Origin of the sequence: Conexibacter sp. DBS9H8, from assembly GCF_023330685.1 — a bacterium.
In the GTDB taxonomy this organism is placed as follows: domain Bacteria; phylum Actinomycetota; class Thermoleophilia; order Solirubrobacterales; family Solirubrobacteraceae; genus Palsa-465.
In genome coordinates this window covers 1,575,822-1,589,539 of record NZ_CP097128.1, presented here as the reverse complement: position 1 = coordinate 1,589,539, position 13,718 = coordinate 1,575,822, and the positions used below count along the sequence as shown (strand labels likewise).

Sequence of the window (13,718 nt, the reverse complement as noted above, 5' to 3'; positions counted from 1 at the left end):
GGCGCCGGCCCTCCGGCGTGGCGCACCCCGCCGCTGGGTAGCCCAGCTCGGGCTGGTGGCGGCGGTCACTGTGACGGCGCTGAAGTTCGCGGCGACTGCGGCGGCGGCGGGCACGATCTGGATTCAGTTGTGTGGCAGCTACACGCCTGCGGCGGGCAACAACGGCGGGACGGTCGGGGTCGCGCACACGGTGCTGCCCTCCAGCGGGATCACCGCGCCCTTTGACTGCCCCGCCGGTTCGGGCGCGGGCTGGCAGGGCCTCGACGTGCTCGGTTCGGGAACGGCGAGCAACGGCACCCGTGGGATGTGGGAGATCGACGCGCCGGCCGGCTTCTCGATCGTGCACTTCTGGACTGACGGGTCGGGCATGTCGAGTTATGGGGTCAACTCCGGTGGGCCGTGGGGTGGTGGCTGGTACTGGCAGGGCGGCGGTGCTGAGGTGCATGCTGGCGAGGCGGGCTATAGCTCACCGACGCTCGCGACGCCATACATCGGCTGGCAGGTCATCTGTGGCCAGTCGACGTGTAACGGCATCAACAATGCCGCTCAGATCGCCGTGCTCGGTCTCGGGATCGAAGCGACCGAACCGGGCGGGCCGACGCTGACTGCGACCCCCGGCAGCCTCGGTGCCGCCAGCGGCTGGGTGCGCGGAACCTGGCCGGTCGCCTTCAGCGCCGACGGACCAACCGGGGCGTGTGAGATGGACGCGACGCTCAATGGCATCGCGGTCTCTGAACCGCTCGTTCAACCGGCGAATGACACGACCTGGCATCAATGTCCGGCCGGAAGCTTTGACCAGCCATACAACACGGCCTCTGCGCCATCTCAGGCCGGGGTTCCGCTGTCAATGTGGGCCCAGGATGCGGCCTGGGACTACAGCACCAACACACCGATCCGCGGCGATGAGAACCTCAGCGTCAACATCGACAACGACCCCGTCACGGTCAGCCTGACCGGCCCGAGCAGCGCCCTATCGACTGCGGGCACCCAGTATGTGACCGCGACCGGAACGGCCGGCCCCTCCGGGGTCTCGGCGATCACCTGCAGCGTCGATGGCGCCAGCCCGCAAACCTACCCCGGCGCGACAGCGCGGGTGCCGGTGTCAGGCGTCGGCGAGCACACCGTCAGCTGCTATGCGGCCAACAACGCCCGTGACACGGCCGGGGCAGTCGCGACATCGGCGACGGAGTCCTGGACCCTCGATATCCAACAGCCGACGGTCAGCTCGATCGGCTTTGCCAAGGTGCTTGACCCAATGCGCTGTCACAAACGAGCAGAACTCATCGAGATCGCCGGACACTGGGCCCGGATACGGGCCCGGCATGGCCGTAAGGGGGTTCGCAGGTTCGTGCGCGCGCACCGGGCACGTGAGCGGGTGACCGTCTGTCATCCACGGATCGTCAAGGAGCGGGTCGCGGTCTGGAGGACGGTGATCCGACATCACCACAAGGCGCGGGTCAGACGGTATGAGACGCGCCGGGTCGCCGTCGACCCGCATCTCAAGATGCTCTCGCGCCGTCGCGTCGGCTTCGCCAAGACGACGACGGTCAGCGGCTGGCTGGGCAGCGCCACCGGCGTGGCGTTGGGCGGCCAGAGCGTGACGGTGATGGGCGCCGTGGATAACGGCACCGGCCAGTTCCGGGCGATCGCGACCGCGATCACCGCACCGAACGGGACCTGGAGCGCCCGCATACCGAAGGGACCGTCTCGGCTGATCCAAGCCACCTACAGCGGCAACTCGGCCTTCGCGCCGACGAGCTCGGCGCAGGTCAGGGAGGTGGTGCCCGCCCGGGTGAAGCTGTTGTCGGTCACACCGGCCGCAGTTCCGTGGGGCGCGACGGTCACGATCCGGGGGCGGCTCGAGGGCGGCTATCTGCCGGCCGCCGGGGAGCTCGTGCGCCTACGCATCGGCTATAGGACCGCGTACACGACCTACGGCATCGAGGAGCACGTCACCGGCCACGGGTACTTCCACACTACCTACACCTTCGGCGCCGGCGACCCGAGCGTGCTGCGCGCCTACTGGTTCCAGATCGCGTCCCTGCCCGTCGGGGACTACCCCTATCAGCCGGCCGCGAGCCGAAAGGTGACTGTCAGAGTCGGAGGAGATCCGCCGGCTCCCCGACGGCACCGGCACGGGCACCAGCACCGCAGGAGGACCTAAACTTCAGCTATGACCGCCAAGGAGCAGCTTCAGCACGAGATCGACGCGCTCGATGAGTCCCAGGCAGCGGTCGCCTTGGCGCTCGTCAAGAGCGCCCGGGACGGCACGGCGCTCGTTGACATCTACGGGACACCGTGGGGAACGCTGCTGTCTGAGGATGACGCTGACGCGCTCAAGCCCGGTCGGCGTGTCCCCATTCACGTTCCCTCGGGAATCCAGCACATCACGTGAGCCCTGGTGAGGTTCGCGTCCGTGCGGCCCACCGGTCGGACCTGCCCGCCCTGAGCACGTTTCGTTGCAGCACCGGTCTGGCGTGGGAGGACACGGTCGAGGCGCAGATCCGCGGTCCGCTGCCGGGCCGGTATCTCTCCTCACCCCCACAGTTCGACGGCCACCTGCTGGTCGCCGTCACAGCAGCCGAGGACGTGGTCGCCGTCGGCGCTCACCGGATCGAGCCGAGCTTCGTGCCCGACGTCGGCTACGTCGAGGTGGTTGCCGTCGCGCTGCATGCCCGCGGAACCGTGGTGGCGTTGGGGGATGGCGAGAAGGGAACGCTCGGTGAAATGATGCTGCTCACGATCATGTTGCAGATGGTCGACCTCGGGCGCCACCCGAGCACGTTCGCGCGCATCGACCGACGCAACGCGCGAAGTCTGGCCTTGTGCGATCGGGTTGGGCTCAGCGATGAGCGGCCCGAGCCGAACGACCGAACCCTTGTCCGGCGTTGGGGCGATCTGCCGTACTGAAAACGCCTGCCCCGGCCCGGACGCTGAGCAGGTCATGGCAGATTGGCCAGGTATCGCTCGAGGATCGAGCAGTCCATCGGGACGGCGTCGTGCCTGAGTGCCTCTGCGATGTAGTCGACGACAAGGGCCTGCAGCGCGGCATAGCCGTCGCGTTCGAGCTCTCGCTCGACGAGGTAGGCGCGGCCGTGACCGGACGCCGGATTGTCGGTGATGCGAACGACTCCGTCGACGCGTTGGCCATAGAGGATCCGTTGACCGGCAGGGACGCTGTAGCGGGCCAGTTCGGTGCGCTGGCCGACCGCGGGCTTGTGGCCGCGGGTCTCGGGGGTGAGGGTCGCGGTGCTCATGACCGCTCACTCCAGGTCGCCGTCGACCCGTACCCCTGGGTCTCCCAGCGCTGATAGTCGCTGGTCAGCGGCACATCACCATGGGCGTGGCGGGCGCTCTGCTCGGCCTCAAGTTCAGCGAAGCTGAAACCGGTGCTGGCAACCTGCTTGAGGCGCTTGATCTCAGCGCTGGCCTGCTGGACCGTGGCCGGGTAGGTGAAGGTGGTGCCGGTCCGTCGCGCGAGGCTCCGTAGGTAGGAGAACTGCTTGGCGGTCGGCGCCTTTGACTCGGACATCTGGGTGCTCCTTCGGGTCGGGGTGCTGGGCATGCCCGGCCCGTCACCGCGCCGCAGGAAGCTGTCAAGGGATTGGTAATCACCCTCGCCGTACCCGACCCGTCAGGGTCGGGGGCCCCCAATCCCTTGACAGCGAACGAGGACGCGGTAGGGCTACAGGGCTGCCCAGACCCCCGGCCCGTCAGAGCACGCAACAGACCAACGACGGTCCGTCGGTGCATGGATCCGGGCAGGGCCGGCGGCGAGCCGAACGGCCCGCCGCCCAGTCTCATCGCCGCGGTCAGGCGGCGCTGATGAGCTCCAGCGCCCGAGTCTTGACCGCGCCGTCGTCAATGACCCTGGCAAAGCGGTCAGTGCCGGCCCGCAAGGGCCGGTAGTAGTCGTTGAACTCGACGATCGCGTTGACCGCCGCCCACTTCGACCCGGGCGCGTTCCCGACCGTCTCACCGGACAGAAACAGCTCCACGATCCGGTCCTTGCGCTGCTGCCGTGTCCTCGCGACCCTGTCTGTGCCGGCGCTGTCCTCGGTCCCTGAGGGGTACAGCTCATCAAGCACCCCACGCAACTGCCGGTCAGTCATCCGCTCAGACGCCAACTGATCGCCGAGCATCTGGAACTGGGCGTAGTAGTCAACCGACAGCTCCAGCACCCGGCGGGCCTCATGCACCCGCCGGCCGATCTGCTCGGTGTGACGGATGCTGAAACGCTGGCGGGCCTTGGCGAGCCCCCAGTTCAGCGTGTTCTGACACACCACCCGTACCGGTGTGGTCGCCGCGATCACCGCAGTTGAGCCGTCATGGCTGTTCATCAACAACACATAGGCCTTGACCGGGTCGCCGCCGACCTCGATGTGATCAGGCAGGCTCGCCAGCACCCACACCTTGCGTCCGCCATTCAAGCTGCCGGCCGTCTCAAAGTTCATGCTCGTGCCGAGCAGCTGGTCGACGAACTTGAACGCCTCCCAGTTCTGCACGATCCGATAGCGCTCACCGACGATCCCCAGCACCTCCCGGTTGTCCTGCCGCACCGTCGCGTAGTAGCCGGGAATCTCCTGACAACGGGGATCCCAGATGCTGTTGGCCATCGCCACATCACCGCGGTCAACGGCGATCGGCTCCTTCTCAACACCCCAGCCAAGACCGGATGCCGCGATCGCCTCGCTGATCGACCTCGGCGCCTCCGGCAACACGGCCCCGAGGCCGTGCCACGGCGTCTCGCGAACTGAGAACATCGAGTCTGAGCTTGTGAGTCCTGCGGGCATCTTCACCCTCCATTTGGTTGATGGCCTCGCCGGTTGCGGGGCCGGTCAGCGAAGAGGCCGCACGCCCGCCAGGGCGTGCCAACATTGGCCCGACCGCCGGCTCCCGCAACCGGGGTAAAGCCTCTGCTGAGCTCCCGGTGTCGGCTGCCTACAGCGGCCTGGAATCCGGCCAGACGTAGACAGCCCCGCCTTCTACGTCCCGCTCATCAGGCGAACTCGTAGACGTGGCATCCATCGTGCGCGATCACGTCGAGGAATCTGAAGGCGAGAACTTCTGGCGGAGCCGCGCGGTACGGCGGCCCTCACGCCGACCGCGATGAACCAGCGGCACACCACCATCGCCAGCCCACGAGCAAACGGCGTCAAGCAAGATTGGTAGACGATTGGTAGAAAGCCGCACCGCCAACCGTTGCCGAGATTCGCAAAAAGGCCAGCATTTGCTGGCCTTTTCGAAGTAGCGGGGGCAGGATTCGAACCTGCGACCTTCGGGTTATGAGCCCGACGAGCTACCAGACTGCTCCACCCCGCGGTGGGTTTTTACTAATAGCAGGTCCTCGGTGCCGGGTGAGGCGGAGCCGTTGTGATGAAGTTGAGAGGAACCTGTGTTGAGATCGTGATCAAGGGTCCTTGAGTCGTGATGGGGAGCCGCGAGACCCTTGCGGCATGGCACCCATCGATCAGAAGCAGCGCGCGGAGCGCCGAATGTTGGACCTCTTGGCGGACTCGGGCCTTCCTCTCCCCGACGTCGTCGAGTACGGCGAGGCGTGCGTGCGCTTCCTGTGGATGGACCGCAAGGTCGCAGTGATCGTCGAGCTCGAGGACTTCGATGTCATCGACGCCTACGGCGGTTATGACCGCGAGGACGTGGCGGCGTGAGCCGCATGGCTCCTGCCGGCATCCCGGGCGGGAGCCCGCAGGCGTTCTCCCCGCGACCGATCCGGCCCCGGCGTGCCCTCGTTGTGGGGCTGTGGACTCTGGGAGGGTCCACAGCCCCGCCCGGGCCCGCTCGGGGCGACACTGCCGCGGGCCCGGGTCAGGCTCCGCTCGCCCAGCGGGCCGGGGCGACGAGATGCTGATAGCTGTAGACGCGCTGGAAGCCGAGGCGCTCATAGAGGGCGATGGCGACCGGGTTGTCCATCGCCACCTGCAGGTAGATCGACGCTGCGCGAGCCTCCTCGACGAGGGCGAGAACCAACTCACGACCCAGCCCCCGGCCACGGTGGGCGGCGGCGACAACGAGCGAGAACAGGCCCGCCCAGTCACCCTGCCCGTCTTCCACGACGATCCCGCTCGCGACCTCACCGAGCCGGCCGAAGACACCGCGTCCGTCCACGTGCGCGAACACGGTCGCGGCGTGGGCGGCGATCACGTCGGCATCGAGCGAGGGCTCACAGGCGGCCCAGTGGGCGAGCCAGCGGGGGGTCGGCGACCGTTCCGCGCACCAGTCAATGACCGGCTCGGCGGCGCCCACCCCAGAACCGTCGCGGCTCAGACGGTTGCGAGCCCGCCCGAGGGCGAGGACATCGTCTCGGGCGGCGGCCATCACCCAGACCCTCCAGGCGGTCGTCCACCCCGCCGCCCCCAGGCTTTCGGCCAACCCGACATGCAGCTCCAGCGGGGAGACCTGCAAACCCCCGCGGATCCCGTGCAGGGCCGACCAGGCGCGGATCCGCGCGAGCGCCTCAGGCAGTTCGCCGGGCGCGAGCGCGCGCCGCCGTGGGGTCAGGGCATGGCAGGAGCGGCCACGATCGAGACCGGGGGTTGCCCGCAGGATCCAGCCGTCGCTGAGTGACTCGACGATCGTCGGGGGCCACCCGCGCAGGGACGCCTGCTCGATCGCGTCGACGAGATCGAGATCGAGAGCCAGCGGGCCTCGATCTCCGGCTGAGGCGGCTGATCCACTCGCCCCGAACATCAGGCCGCACCGCACATCAGGCCGCGCCGCACATCAGGCCGCACCGCACATCAGGCCGCGCCGCACATCAGGCCGCGCCGCACATCAGGCCGCACCGCACATCAGGCCGCACCGCACATCAGGCCGCACCGCACATCAGGCCGCACCGCACATCAGGCCGCACCGCACATCAGGCCGCACCGCACATCAGGCCGCGCCGCACATCGGGCCGCACCGAAGCTCACCGGGGCTCCGAAGCCCGCCGACAGGACAGCGACGCGACCGTCGCCTCAGTGCGCCCGTCATCACGCAGCACCACCGGTGATCGCGGTCCCGGCTCGCGAACAGCCGCCGGCTGGGGGCACCCGTCGCGATGGCTCACACGCCCTCGGGCGCCGTCGCTGCGGAGGGGACCGCAGGTGCGGCGGCGAGGACGGCATCGAGCAGACCCGGGAAGCGCTCGTCAAGTGCCTCGCGGCGAAGGCGCAGCATCCGGCACTTGCCATCGACGCGCCGGGAGACGATCCCCGCCTCCCCGAGCACCCGGAGGTGGTGGGACTTGGTTGACTTGGCGATCGGCAGCTCGAGCGAGCCACACGTCCACTCACCACCCTCGGCGAGCGTCGCGACGATTCGCAATCTCAGCGGATCGCTGAGCGCGCCGAGGACGGCCGCGAGCTCGAGGTCGGCAGCGGCGACGTCGGACAGCGGGCCGGAGAAGGCCTCCTCACCGGCCGCATCGAAACTCGCAGCGCCGCCGGTGTCGATTGAGGCGCCAATTGAGGCGACGGCTGCATTGGGGTCGACGGCTGACCGCATCTCACCCCAATAGTACGAGAAACGTCGAACCGAGTGCTAGATTCGATGCTCTTCGTACTAATGCCGTGCCCGGTGTGTCACCGGCCGCCGTCTCAATCCGCGGCCCGGCGAACTCACGCCGGCGCCCGCCCCGCCGTTCTGTCCCCGACCCGCCGACCCGCCCGACCGGAGCCGCAGATGACGCTGACTGAGACGCCGACGCAGAGAACGCACCTCACCGCCACCCTGATCCTCGCCTGCCTCGCGCAGTTCATGGTCATCCTCGATGTGTCGGTGGTCAACGTCGCGCTGCCGGCAATCCGACACGCGCTCGGCTTCTCCGAGGACGGACTGCAGTGGGTCGTCAACGCCTACACGATCACCTTCGCCGGCTTCCTCCTGCTCGGGGGCCGCGCCGCCGACCTGCTCGGCCGCCGCCGGGTGTTCGTCAGCGGGCTCGTACTCTTCTCGCTCTCCTCGCTCGCCGGCGGCCTGTCAGACAGCCAGAGCATGCTCGTCATCGCCCGGCTGATCCAGGGTCTCGGTGGCGCGATCATCGCCCCCGCCAGCCTGTCGATCATCACCACCACCTTCACCGAGCCTGCCGAGCGCAACCGCGCGGTCGGGATCTGGGGCGCGATGGGCGGAGCCGGCGGCGCCGCCGGCGTGCTCCTCGGCGGAGTGCTGACCGACCTCCTCAGCTGGCGCTGGATCCTCTTCATCAACCTTCCGATCGGCCTGATCGCCGCGGCCGCCGCCCTGCGCCTGCTGAGTGAGAGCACCAACCCGCAGGCGACCCGCAACTTCGACCTCTCCGGCGCACTGACGGCCACCGTCGGCCTGTCGCTGCTCGTGTTCGGGATCGTCCGCACCGACACGACCGGCTGGGGCAACGTCACCACCGATGCACTGATCGCCGCAGGCGTCCTCCTGCTCGGCCTGTTCCTGCTCAACGAGGGGCGCATCGCCGCCGCCCCGCTGATGCCGCTGCGCCTGTTCGCCTCCCGCGCCCTCAGCGCCGCGAACGTGATCGTGATGCTCGTCGGCGGATCGACCTTCGGCATGTGGTTCTTCTTCTCCCTCTACCTCCAGCAGGTCCGCGGCTATTCCCCGCTGCACGCCGGGCTGATCTTCCTGCCGATGACGCTGGCGATCGTCGCCGGGTCGGTGATCGCCTCCCGGATCACGCTGGCGGTCGGAGCCAAGCGGCTGCTGATTTCCGGGATGGTCGTGCTCACCGTCGGCCTCGCCCTATTCTCGACGATCCAGGTGCACAGCAGCTACCTCGGCGGCATGCTCGCGCCCTGCCTGCTGACGTCGATCGCGATGCCGTTCGCCTTCATCCCCGGCACGATCACCGCGACAAGCGGAGTCGCCGCCCATGAGGCGGGCATCGCCTCCGGGATCGTCAACACCGCCCGAATGTTCGGCGGCGCCCTCGGCCTGGCGATTCTCGCCACCGTCGCCACGTCACGCTCGACGGCCCTGCTGCACCACCCGACCGCGGCGGTCCACACCGCCGACCAGGCCCTCGTCTCCGGCTTCCAGCTCGCCTTCCTGCTCGGAGCGGCGATGGCCGCGATCGGCGCCCTCGTGGCGATCTTCATCACCCCGCGGCGGGCCGTCGGGACCGCCCCGGCGCACCAGAACGCCCCGGCGATCGAGTTCTGAGCTCCAACAGCCCCGCCGGCCCCAGAACCGGCCCGCTCCCCGTCCGAGCGCGTGATCACGCACCGGCCCTGTGAGGCCGGTGCGTGACAATGGCGGGTGATGGCTCGCGTCTGTGTCACCCGCGCCCTGCCCGGTGCCGCGCTCAGCCGCCTGGCCGCTGCGCACGAGCTCGCCGTCTGGCCCGGAGCCCAGCCGCCGAGCCCCGCTGAGCTGCGTGCCCACGCCACCGGCGCGACGGCACTCATCACCCTCGTCGCCGACCGCGTCGATGAGGATCTGCTGAGCGCGCTCCCTGACCTGAGGATCGTCGCCAACTACGCGGTCGGCTACGACAACATCGACCTGGCGGCCGCCGCCCGGCACGGGGTCAGCGTCACCCACACGCCCGACGTGCTGACCGACGCGACGGCCGATCTCACCTGGGCGCTGCTGCTCGCCGCTGCCCGCCGGCTCATCCCCGCCGCCGACCACGCCCGCGAACGGTGGCCCGCCTGGCAGCCGGACGGGTTCCTGGGGGTGAGCGTCACCGGGGCGACCCTCGGAGTCATCGGGGCCGGCCGGATCGGCTCGGCGGTCGCCCGCCGGGCCGCCGGCTTTGACATGACCGTCCTCTCCTGTGGACGCGACCACGCCGGACTCGGGGAGCTGCTCGCCCGCTCGGACTTCGTCTCCCTCCACTGCCCGCTCACCCCCGCCACCCGCCACCTGATCAACGCCGGCACGCTCGCGCAGATGCCCTCGCGGGCGATCCTGATCAACACCGCCCGGGGCGGGATCGTCGACCAGCGCGCCCTCGCCGCCGCGCTCGCCGGCGGCCAGATCGCGGGGGCCGCCCTCGACGTCTGTGACCCTGAGCCGCTCCCGGCCGAGGACCCGCTGTGGCAGGCGCCGAACCTGCTGATCACCCCCCACATCGGCTCGGCGACGGTCACCGCCCGCACGCAGATGGCCGAGATCGCCGTCACCAACGTCCTCGCCGCCCTCGCCGGCGAGCCGGTCCCGAACCCGGTTCCGCACCCGAACGCGGTCTCGAGATGAGGGTCGCGGTGATCGACATCGGGACGAACACGACGCGGCTGTTCGTCGCCGACCTCGACGGTCGGCACATCTCCGCCGAGCTGACGCGGATCAGCCGGGTCACCCGGCTCGGAGCGGGGGTCGACGCCGACGCGATCCTCTCCCCCGCGGCCCTCGCCCGCGAGTTCACCGTGCTCGACGCGTACGCTGGCGAGATCGCCGAGCTCGCCGTTGACCGGACCGTCGCGGTGATGACGAGCGCCGTCCGGGACGCCGCGAACGGACCCGCCTTCGCCGCCGAGGTCCACGCCCGCTACGGGATCGACGCGCAGATCCTCACCGGGGAGCAGGAGGCGGCGCTCACCTACCGGGGGGCAACCGACACCGTCGCCCCCGACAGCGGCGAACGGATCCTCGTCGTCGACATCGGCGGCGGCTCCACCGAGCTCGTGCTCGGACACGGCCGCACGGCTGAGTTTCACGTCTCCGCCCAGGCCGGCGTCGTGCGCCAGGCCGACCGCCACCTCCACGGCGCGGAGGCGACCGCCGCCGAACTCGCCGCCCTCCGCGCCGACGTCGCCGCGACGCTCGCCGCCGGGGTGCCGCTGTCGCTGCGCTCAGGGGTGCAGCGGACGCTCGCGGTGGCGGGCACGCCGACCTCACTCGCGGCGATCGACCTCGCCCTGGACCCCTACGACCCGACCCGCACCCACGGGTACCGGCTCAGCCTCGAACGGGTTCAGAGCCTCGAGGCGCGGCTGCTGGCTCTCAGCGCCGACGAGCGGCGCAATCTTCCCGGCCTGCATCCCGATCGCGCCGGGGTGATCGTGCCCGGCACGGCGATTCTGCTCGCGGTGATGGACCTGTTCGGACTCGATGCGATCGAGGTCTCCGAACACGACATTCTCCGCGGCACGGCGCTGTGGCTCAGCTCCGGGGAACCGCTGGTGGCGCGCTGAGCCCGAGGCGGCCGGAGAGGTCGGCGCACTCGACACAGGCGGACTCGGGTATCAGCCCAAGACCGATCAGCAGCCCGAAGAGGCGACAGCCGAGGCAGAGCCCGAGCAGCGCCTCGAGGCCGGCCGCGGGCAGGAAGAGGGCGACAAGCACCTCGCCGACGCGGTGGTCGCCGGCAAGGAACCCGAGAAGGAGCGCGGCGGTGGCGAGGGCCGCCCCGATGCCCTGGGCAAACCGCTTGGGCGGACCAGGTACCGGCCGGCGCTCCCCGAGGCGGGGGGCGATGAGATTCTGGGCGGCCCAGCCGAGCGGGCTCAACCGGGGACCGGTGAGCACACGAGCCCAGAACCCGTAGGCGAGCGGCAGGGTCAGCCACCACCAGCCGGTCACCAGCAGCAGCACCGCCTCCATGAGGACGACCGCCGCGACGGCGCGCGCGGCCTTCTCGTTGACCGGATCGGGGAATGTGAAGAACACGCGAAGCGAAGCCATGACCCATACTCTACTGAGTCAATCGACTTACCCAGCGGGTCCTCGGCGGGCGTCCGCGGGAACCCAACCGCAGACCGCCGCGCATGGACGGATGTTCGATTGCGCTCTGGCCGTCGATCCCCGATCATCCCCGTGCGGGCGTCGACAGAATATGTTGACCACCGCACACATAGGCTGGGGCGAAGCCGCACAACGGCGCCTCCCGCCGCCTCAGCCATCTAAACCAGGCCCTTCCGGCACGTACCCCTGCCCGTCCCGTTTGGGCCAACCTGGATCGAAGGCCGTCTCCTACGGGAGGCGGCCTTCGTCCGTTCTTGGCCACTGACCGCTCAGGCGAGCCAGAGCACTCAGTGGAGGGAGACCGCTCAGGGAGATCATTCAGGCGAGATTGGCCCGGCGCGGGTAGGGCACCGACGGGTCGGTGAGCACGTTGACGAGCGCGGGACGACCTGCGCCGAGCGCCCGCTCGAGGGCGGCCCGCAGCCCGTCGGGCTCGGCGACGGTCTCTCCGTGCCCGCCAAGCGCCGCGACGACCTCGTCATAGCGCGTCCCGGGCGTGAGGTCAGCGGCCACCGAGTAGCCGTACAGCAGCTCCATCGGATGCTTCTCCAACGCCCAGATACCGTTGTTGGCAACGATCGAGACGACGGCGACGCCGTGGCGGACGAGCGTGTCCCAGTCCATCCCGGAGAACCCGAAGGCGCCGTCCCCCTGGAGCAGCACGACCTGGCGAGTGGGGTGGGCGAGCTTGGCGGCCAGCGCGTAGCCGGGCCCGGTCCCCAGACAGCCAAAGGGGCCGGGATCGAGCCAGCATCCAGGAGCGTAGGAGTCGAGCAGGCGACCGGCGAAGGAGACGAAGTCGCCGCCGTCCCCGATCACGATCGCGTCACGGTCGAGCAGGCCAGCGAGCTCGCCGTAGATGCGCATCGGGTGCAACGGGGCCCGCCCGTCACGCAGCTGGGCGGCCTCGGCGGTGCGGGCGTCGGTCTCAATCCGGCGCAGTGAGGGGACCCAGTCCGGATCAGCGCTGCCCGGGCCGGCGGAGCCGGCCAGCCCGTCCAGCAGCTCTCCGAGCGGCCCGATCAGCGTGTGGGCCGGCGTCCGGGCCGGTCGGTGGACCGGGGCGGCGACGTCAACGCTGATGAGCGTCGCCTCCGGCGCGAAAGCCGCCCCGAACCCGAGCCGAAAATCGAGCGGCACACCGACGATGACGGCGACGTCCGCCTCAGCGAGCGCCCGGGCGCGAGCGCGGGAGAAGGCGAGCGGATGGTCGGCGGGGAGGCAGCCGCGACCGAGCCCGTTGAGGAAGACCGGGATGCCGCGCGCCTCGGCGAGGCGACCCAGCGCCACCTCCCCCGCCCCCCAGTAGAGGCCGGTCCCGGCCATGATCACCGGCCGTCGCCCAGCGGCGAGGGCACGCGCCGCCGCCTCCAGCTCGGCACCGCGCGCCGGTCCGGCGCCCGCTGCGACCTCCGCAGCACCGCCGTCGATCCCCCGGCCCGGGTCCTCGCCGGCACCGAGCCGGTCAGCCGGTGCCGGCGCCACCGCGTCGGCGGGCAGGTGCTCGGGCGCGGAGCCGAAGATGAAGTCGAGCGGGAAATCGACGAACGTCGGGCCGCTGCGCGGCGCGAGCGCGGTCGCGATCGCCGCCTCGACGCGCGCGGGGATCGCCTCGGTCGACTCGGCGGTGACAGCCGACTTGGTGAGCGGCGCGATAAAGGGGACGTGATCGAGCTCCTGGAGGGAGCCCTGGCCCCAGCGCAGCGCCGGCGCCCGGCCGCCGAGGACGAGCATCGGCGTGTCGTTCTGCTGGGCCGAGGCGATCGCCGACATCGCGTTGGTGATCCCGGGGCCGGCGGTCAGCGCACACACCCCGAGGGTGCGGGTGACCTTGGCCCACCCCTCCGCGGCGAACGCGGCGGTCTGCTCGTGGCGGACGTCGATGATGTCGATCCCCTCGGCCCGGCAGCCGTCGTAGATCGGGAAGATGTGGCCGCCGGACAGGGTGAACAGCTTGCTGACCCCGTGGGCCTTGAGCCGCCGGGCGATCAGCGCTCCGCCGTGGAAGGAGTCGTCCATCTCAGGGACGCTACCGG

Annotated in this window: 14 protein-coding genes and 1 tRNA gene; 7 read left to right on the top strand and 8 right to left on the bottom strand. The window is 70.2% G+C overall.

What is annotated here, in order from left to right; genetic code table 11:
* Window positions 1-55 precede the first annotated feature (55 nt).
* The 3 genes from M3M55_RS07535 to M3M55_RS07525 are packed head-to-tail and all read left to right on the top strand — an operon-like array spanning window position 56 to window position 2,910.
* The gene (locus M3M55_RS07535; RefSeq protein ID WP_249012207.1) at window positions 56-2,164 is read left to right on the top strand and encodes a hypothetical protein; all 2,109 of its coding nucleotides are present in this window, start codon (window positions 56-58) and stop codon (window positions 2,162-2,164) included.
* A 9-nt stretch (window positions 2,165-2,173) separates the two neighbouring features.
* Entirely contained in the window at window positions 2,174-2,395 is a 222-nt protein-coding gene (locus M3M55_RS07530) for a hypothetical protein (RefSeq protein WP_249012206.1), read from the top strand.
* Window positions 2,392-2,910, top strand: a complete 519-nt coding sequence (locus M3M55_RS07525; protein WP_249012205.1) for a hypothetical protein — start codon at window positions 2,392-2,394, stop codon at window positions 2,908-2,910. Before M3M55_RS07530 ends, M3M55_RS07525 begins: the two co-directional genes overlap by 4 nt.
* A gap of 32 nt (window positions 2,911-2,942) precedes the next feature.
* On the opposite strand, the gene M3M55_RS07520 is transcribed toward M3M55_RS07525, so the two are convergent.
* The 4 genes from M3M55_RS07520 to M3M55_RS07505 all read right to left on the bottom strand — a co-directional run bounded on the left by M3M55_RS07520 (window position 2,943) and on the right by M3M55_RS07505 (window position 5,322).
* Entirely contained in the window at window positions 2,943-3,257 is a 315-nt protein-coding gene (locus M3M55_RS07520) for a hypothetical protein (RefSeq protein ID WP_249012204.1), read from the bottom strand.
* A complete protein-coding gene (locus M3M55_RS07515; protein WP_249012203.1) occupies window positions 3,254-3,532 on the bottom strand; it encodes a DUF3072 domain-containing protein in 279 nt (92 codons plus the stop codon). The genes M3M55_RS07520 and M3M55_RS07515 overlap by 4 nt, the downstream gene beginning before the upstream one ends.
* Before the next feature lie 280 nt (window positions 3,533-3,812).
* Window positions 3,813-4,763, bottom strand: a complete 951-nt coding sequence (locus M3M55_RS07510) for a DUF932 domain-containing protein (protein WP_249012202.1) — start codon at window positions 4,761-4,763, stop codon at window positions 3,813-3,815.
* Between the two features lie 485 nt (window positions 4,764-5,248).
* Window positions 5,249-5,322 (bottom strand) — tRNA-Met (locus tag M3M55_RS07505).
* 134 nt (window positions 5,323-5,456) lie between these two features.
* Here M3M55_RS07505 and M3M55_RS07500 point away from each other — a divergent pair.
* Window positions 5,457-5,669, top strand: coding sequence for a hypothetical protein (locus M3M55_RS07500; RefSeq protein ID WP_249012201.1), 213 nt, complete (start codon window positions 5,457-5,459; stop codon window positions 5,667-5,669).
* Between the two features lie 157 nt (window positions 5,670-5,826).
* Here the strand turns inward: M3M55_RS07500 and M3M55_RS07495 are convergent, their stop codons facing one another.
* Both M3M55_RS07495 and M3M55_RS07490 read right to left on the bottom strand, forming a co-directional pair.
* A complete protein-coding gene (locus M3M55_RS07495) occupies window positions 5,827-6,708 on the bottom strand; it encodes an N-acetyltransferase (RefSeq protein ID WP_249012200.1) in 882 nt (293 codons plus the stop codon).
* A gap of 357 nt (window positions 6,709-7,065) precedes the next feature.
* Window positions 7,066-7,506 (bottom strand): helix-turn-helix transcriptional regulator, encoded by a 441-nt coding sequence (locus tag M3M55_RS07490; protein ID WP_249012199.1) that lies wholly within the window; start codon window positions 7,504-7,506, stop codon window positions 7,066-7,068.
* Between the two features lie 177 nt (window positions 7,507-7,683).
* On the opposite strand from M3M55_RS07490, the gene M3M55_RS07485 reads away from it, so the two are divergent.
* From M3M55_RS07485 to M3M55_RS07475, 3 genes are all read left to right on the top strand, one after another.
* Entirely contained in the window at window positions 7,684-9,156 is a 1,473-nt protein-coding gene (locus tag M3M55_RS07485) for an MFS transporter (RefSeq protein WP_249012198.1), read from the top strand.
* 99 nt (window positions 9,157-9,255) lie between these two features.
* A complete protein-coding gene (locus M3M55_RS07480) occupies window positions 9,256-10,194 on the top strand; it encodes a D-glycerate dehydrogenase (protein ID WP_249012197.1) in 939 nt (312 codons plus the stop codon).
* Window positions 10,191-11,132, top strand: coding sequence for a Ppx/GppA family phosphatase (locus M3M55_RS07475; protein WP_249012196.1), 942 nt, complete (start codon window positions 10,191-10,193; stop codon window positions 11,130-11,132). The genes M3M55_RS07480 and M3M55_RS07475 overlap by 4 nt, the downstream gene beginning before the upstream one ends.
* Here M3M55_RS07475 and M3M55_RS07470 read toward each other — a convergent pair.
* Window positions 11,101-11,622, bottom strand: coding sequence for a DUF4395 family protein (locus tag M3M55_RS07470; RefSeq protein WP_249012195.1), 522 nt, complete (start codon window positions 11,620-11,622; stop codon window positions 11,101-11,103). The genes M3M55_RS07475 and M3M55_RS07470 overlap by 32 nt on opposite strands.
* A gap of 378 nt (window positions 11,623-12,000) precedes the next feature.
* Entirely contained in the window at window positions 12,001-13,701 is a 1,701-nt protein-coding gene (locus M3M55_RS07465) for an acetolactate synthase (RefSeq protein WP_249012194.1), read from the bottom strand.
* Between the last annotated feature and the right edge of the window lie 17 nt (window positions 13,702-13,718).

What these genes read in the sequence shown, in the direction of transcription:
- M3M55_RS07530 (WP_249012206.1), top strand. Translation starts at nt 2,174, where the DNA reads ATGACCGCCAAGGAGCAGCTTCAGCACGAGATCGACGCGCTCGATGAG.
- M3M55_RS07520 (WP_249012204.1), bottom strand. Translation starts at nt 3,257, where the DNA reads ATGAGCACCGCGACCCTCACCCCCGAGACCCGCGGCCACAAGCCCGCG.
- M3M55_RS07515 (WP_249012203.1), bottom strand. Translation starts at nt 3,532, where the DNA reads ATGTCCGAGTCAAAGGCGCCGACCGCCAAGCAGTTCTCCTACCTACGG.
- M3M55_RS07510 (WP_249012202.1), bottom strand. Translation starts at nt 4,763, where the DNA reads ATGTTCTCAGTTCGCGAGACGCCGTGGCACGGCCTCGGGGCCGTGTTG.
- M3M55_RS07500 (WP_249012201.1), top strand. Translation starts at nt 5,457, where the DNA reads ATGGCACCCATCGATCAGAAGCAGCGCGCGGAGCGCCGAATGTTGGAC.
- M3M55_RS07495 (WP_249012200.1), bottom strand. Translation starts at nt 6,708, where the DNA reads ATGTTCGGGGCGAGTGGATCAGCCGCCTCAGCCGGAGATCGAGGCCCG.
- M3M55_RS07490 (WP_249012199.1), bottom strand. Translation starts at nt 7,506, where the DNA reads ATGCGGTCAGCCGTCGACCCCAATGCAGCCGTCGCCTCAATTGGCGCC.
- M3M55_RS07485 (WP_249012198.1), top strand. Translation starts at nt 7,684, where the DNA reads ATGACGCTGACTGAGACGCCGACGCAGAGAACGCACCTCACCGCCACC.
- M3M55_RS07480 (WP_249012197.1), top strand. Translation starts at nt 9,256, where the DNA reads ATGGCTCGCGTCTGTGTCACCCGCGCCCTGCCCGGTGCCGCGCTCAGC.
- M3M55_RS07475 (WP_249012196.1), top strand. Translation starts at nt 10,191, where the DNA reads ATGAGGGTCGCGGTGATCGACATCGGGACGAACACGACGCGGCTGTTC.
- M3M55_RS07470 (WP_249012195.1), bottom strand. Translation starts at nt 11,622, where the DNA reads ATGGCTTCGCTTCGCGTGTTCTTCACATTCCCCGATCCGGTCAACGAG.
- M3M55_RS07465 (WP_249012194.1), bottom strand. Translation starts at nt 13,701, where the DNA reads ATGGACGACTCCTTCCACGGCGGAGCGCTGATCGCCCGGCGGCTCAAG.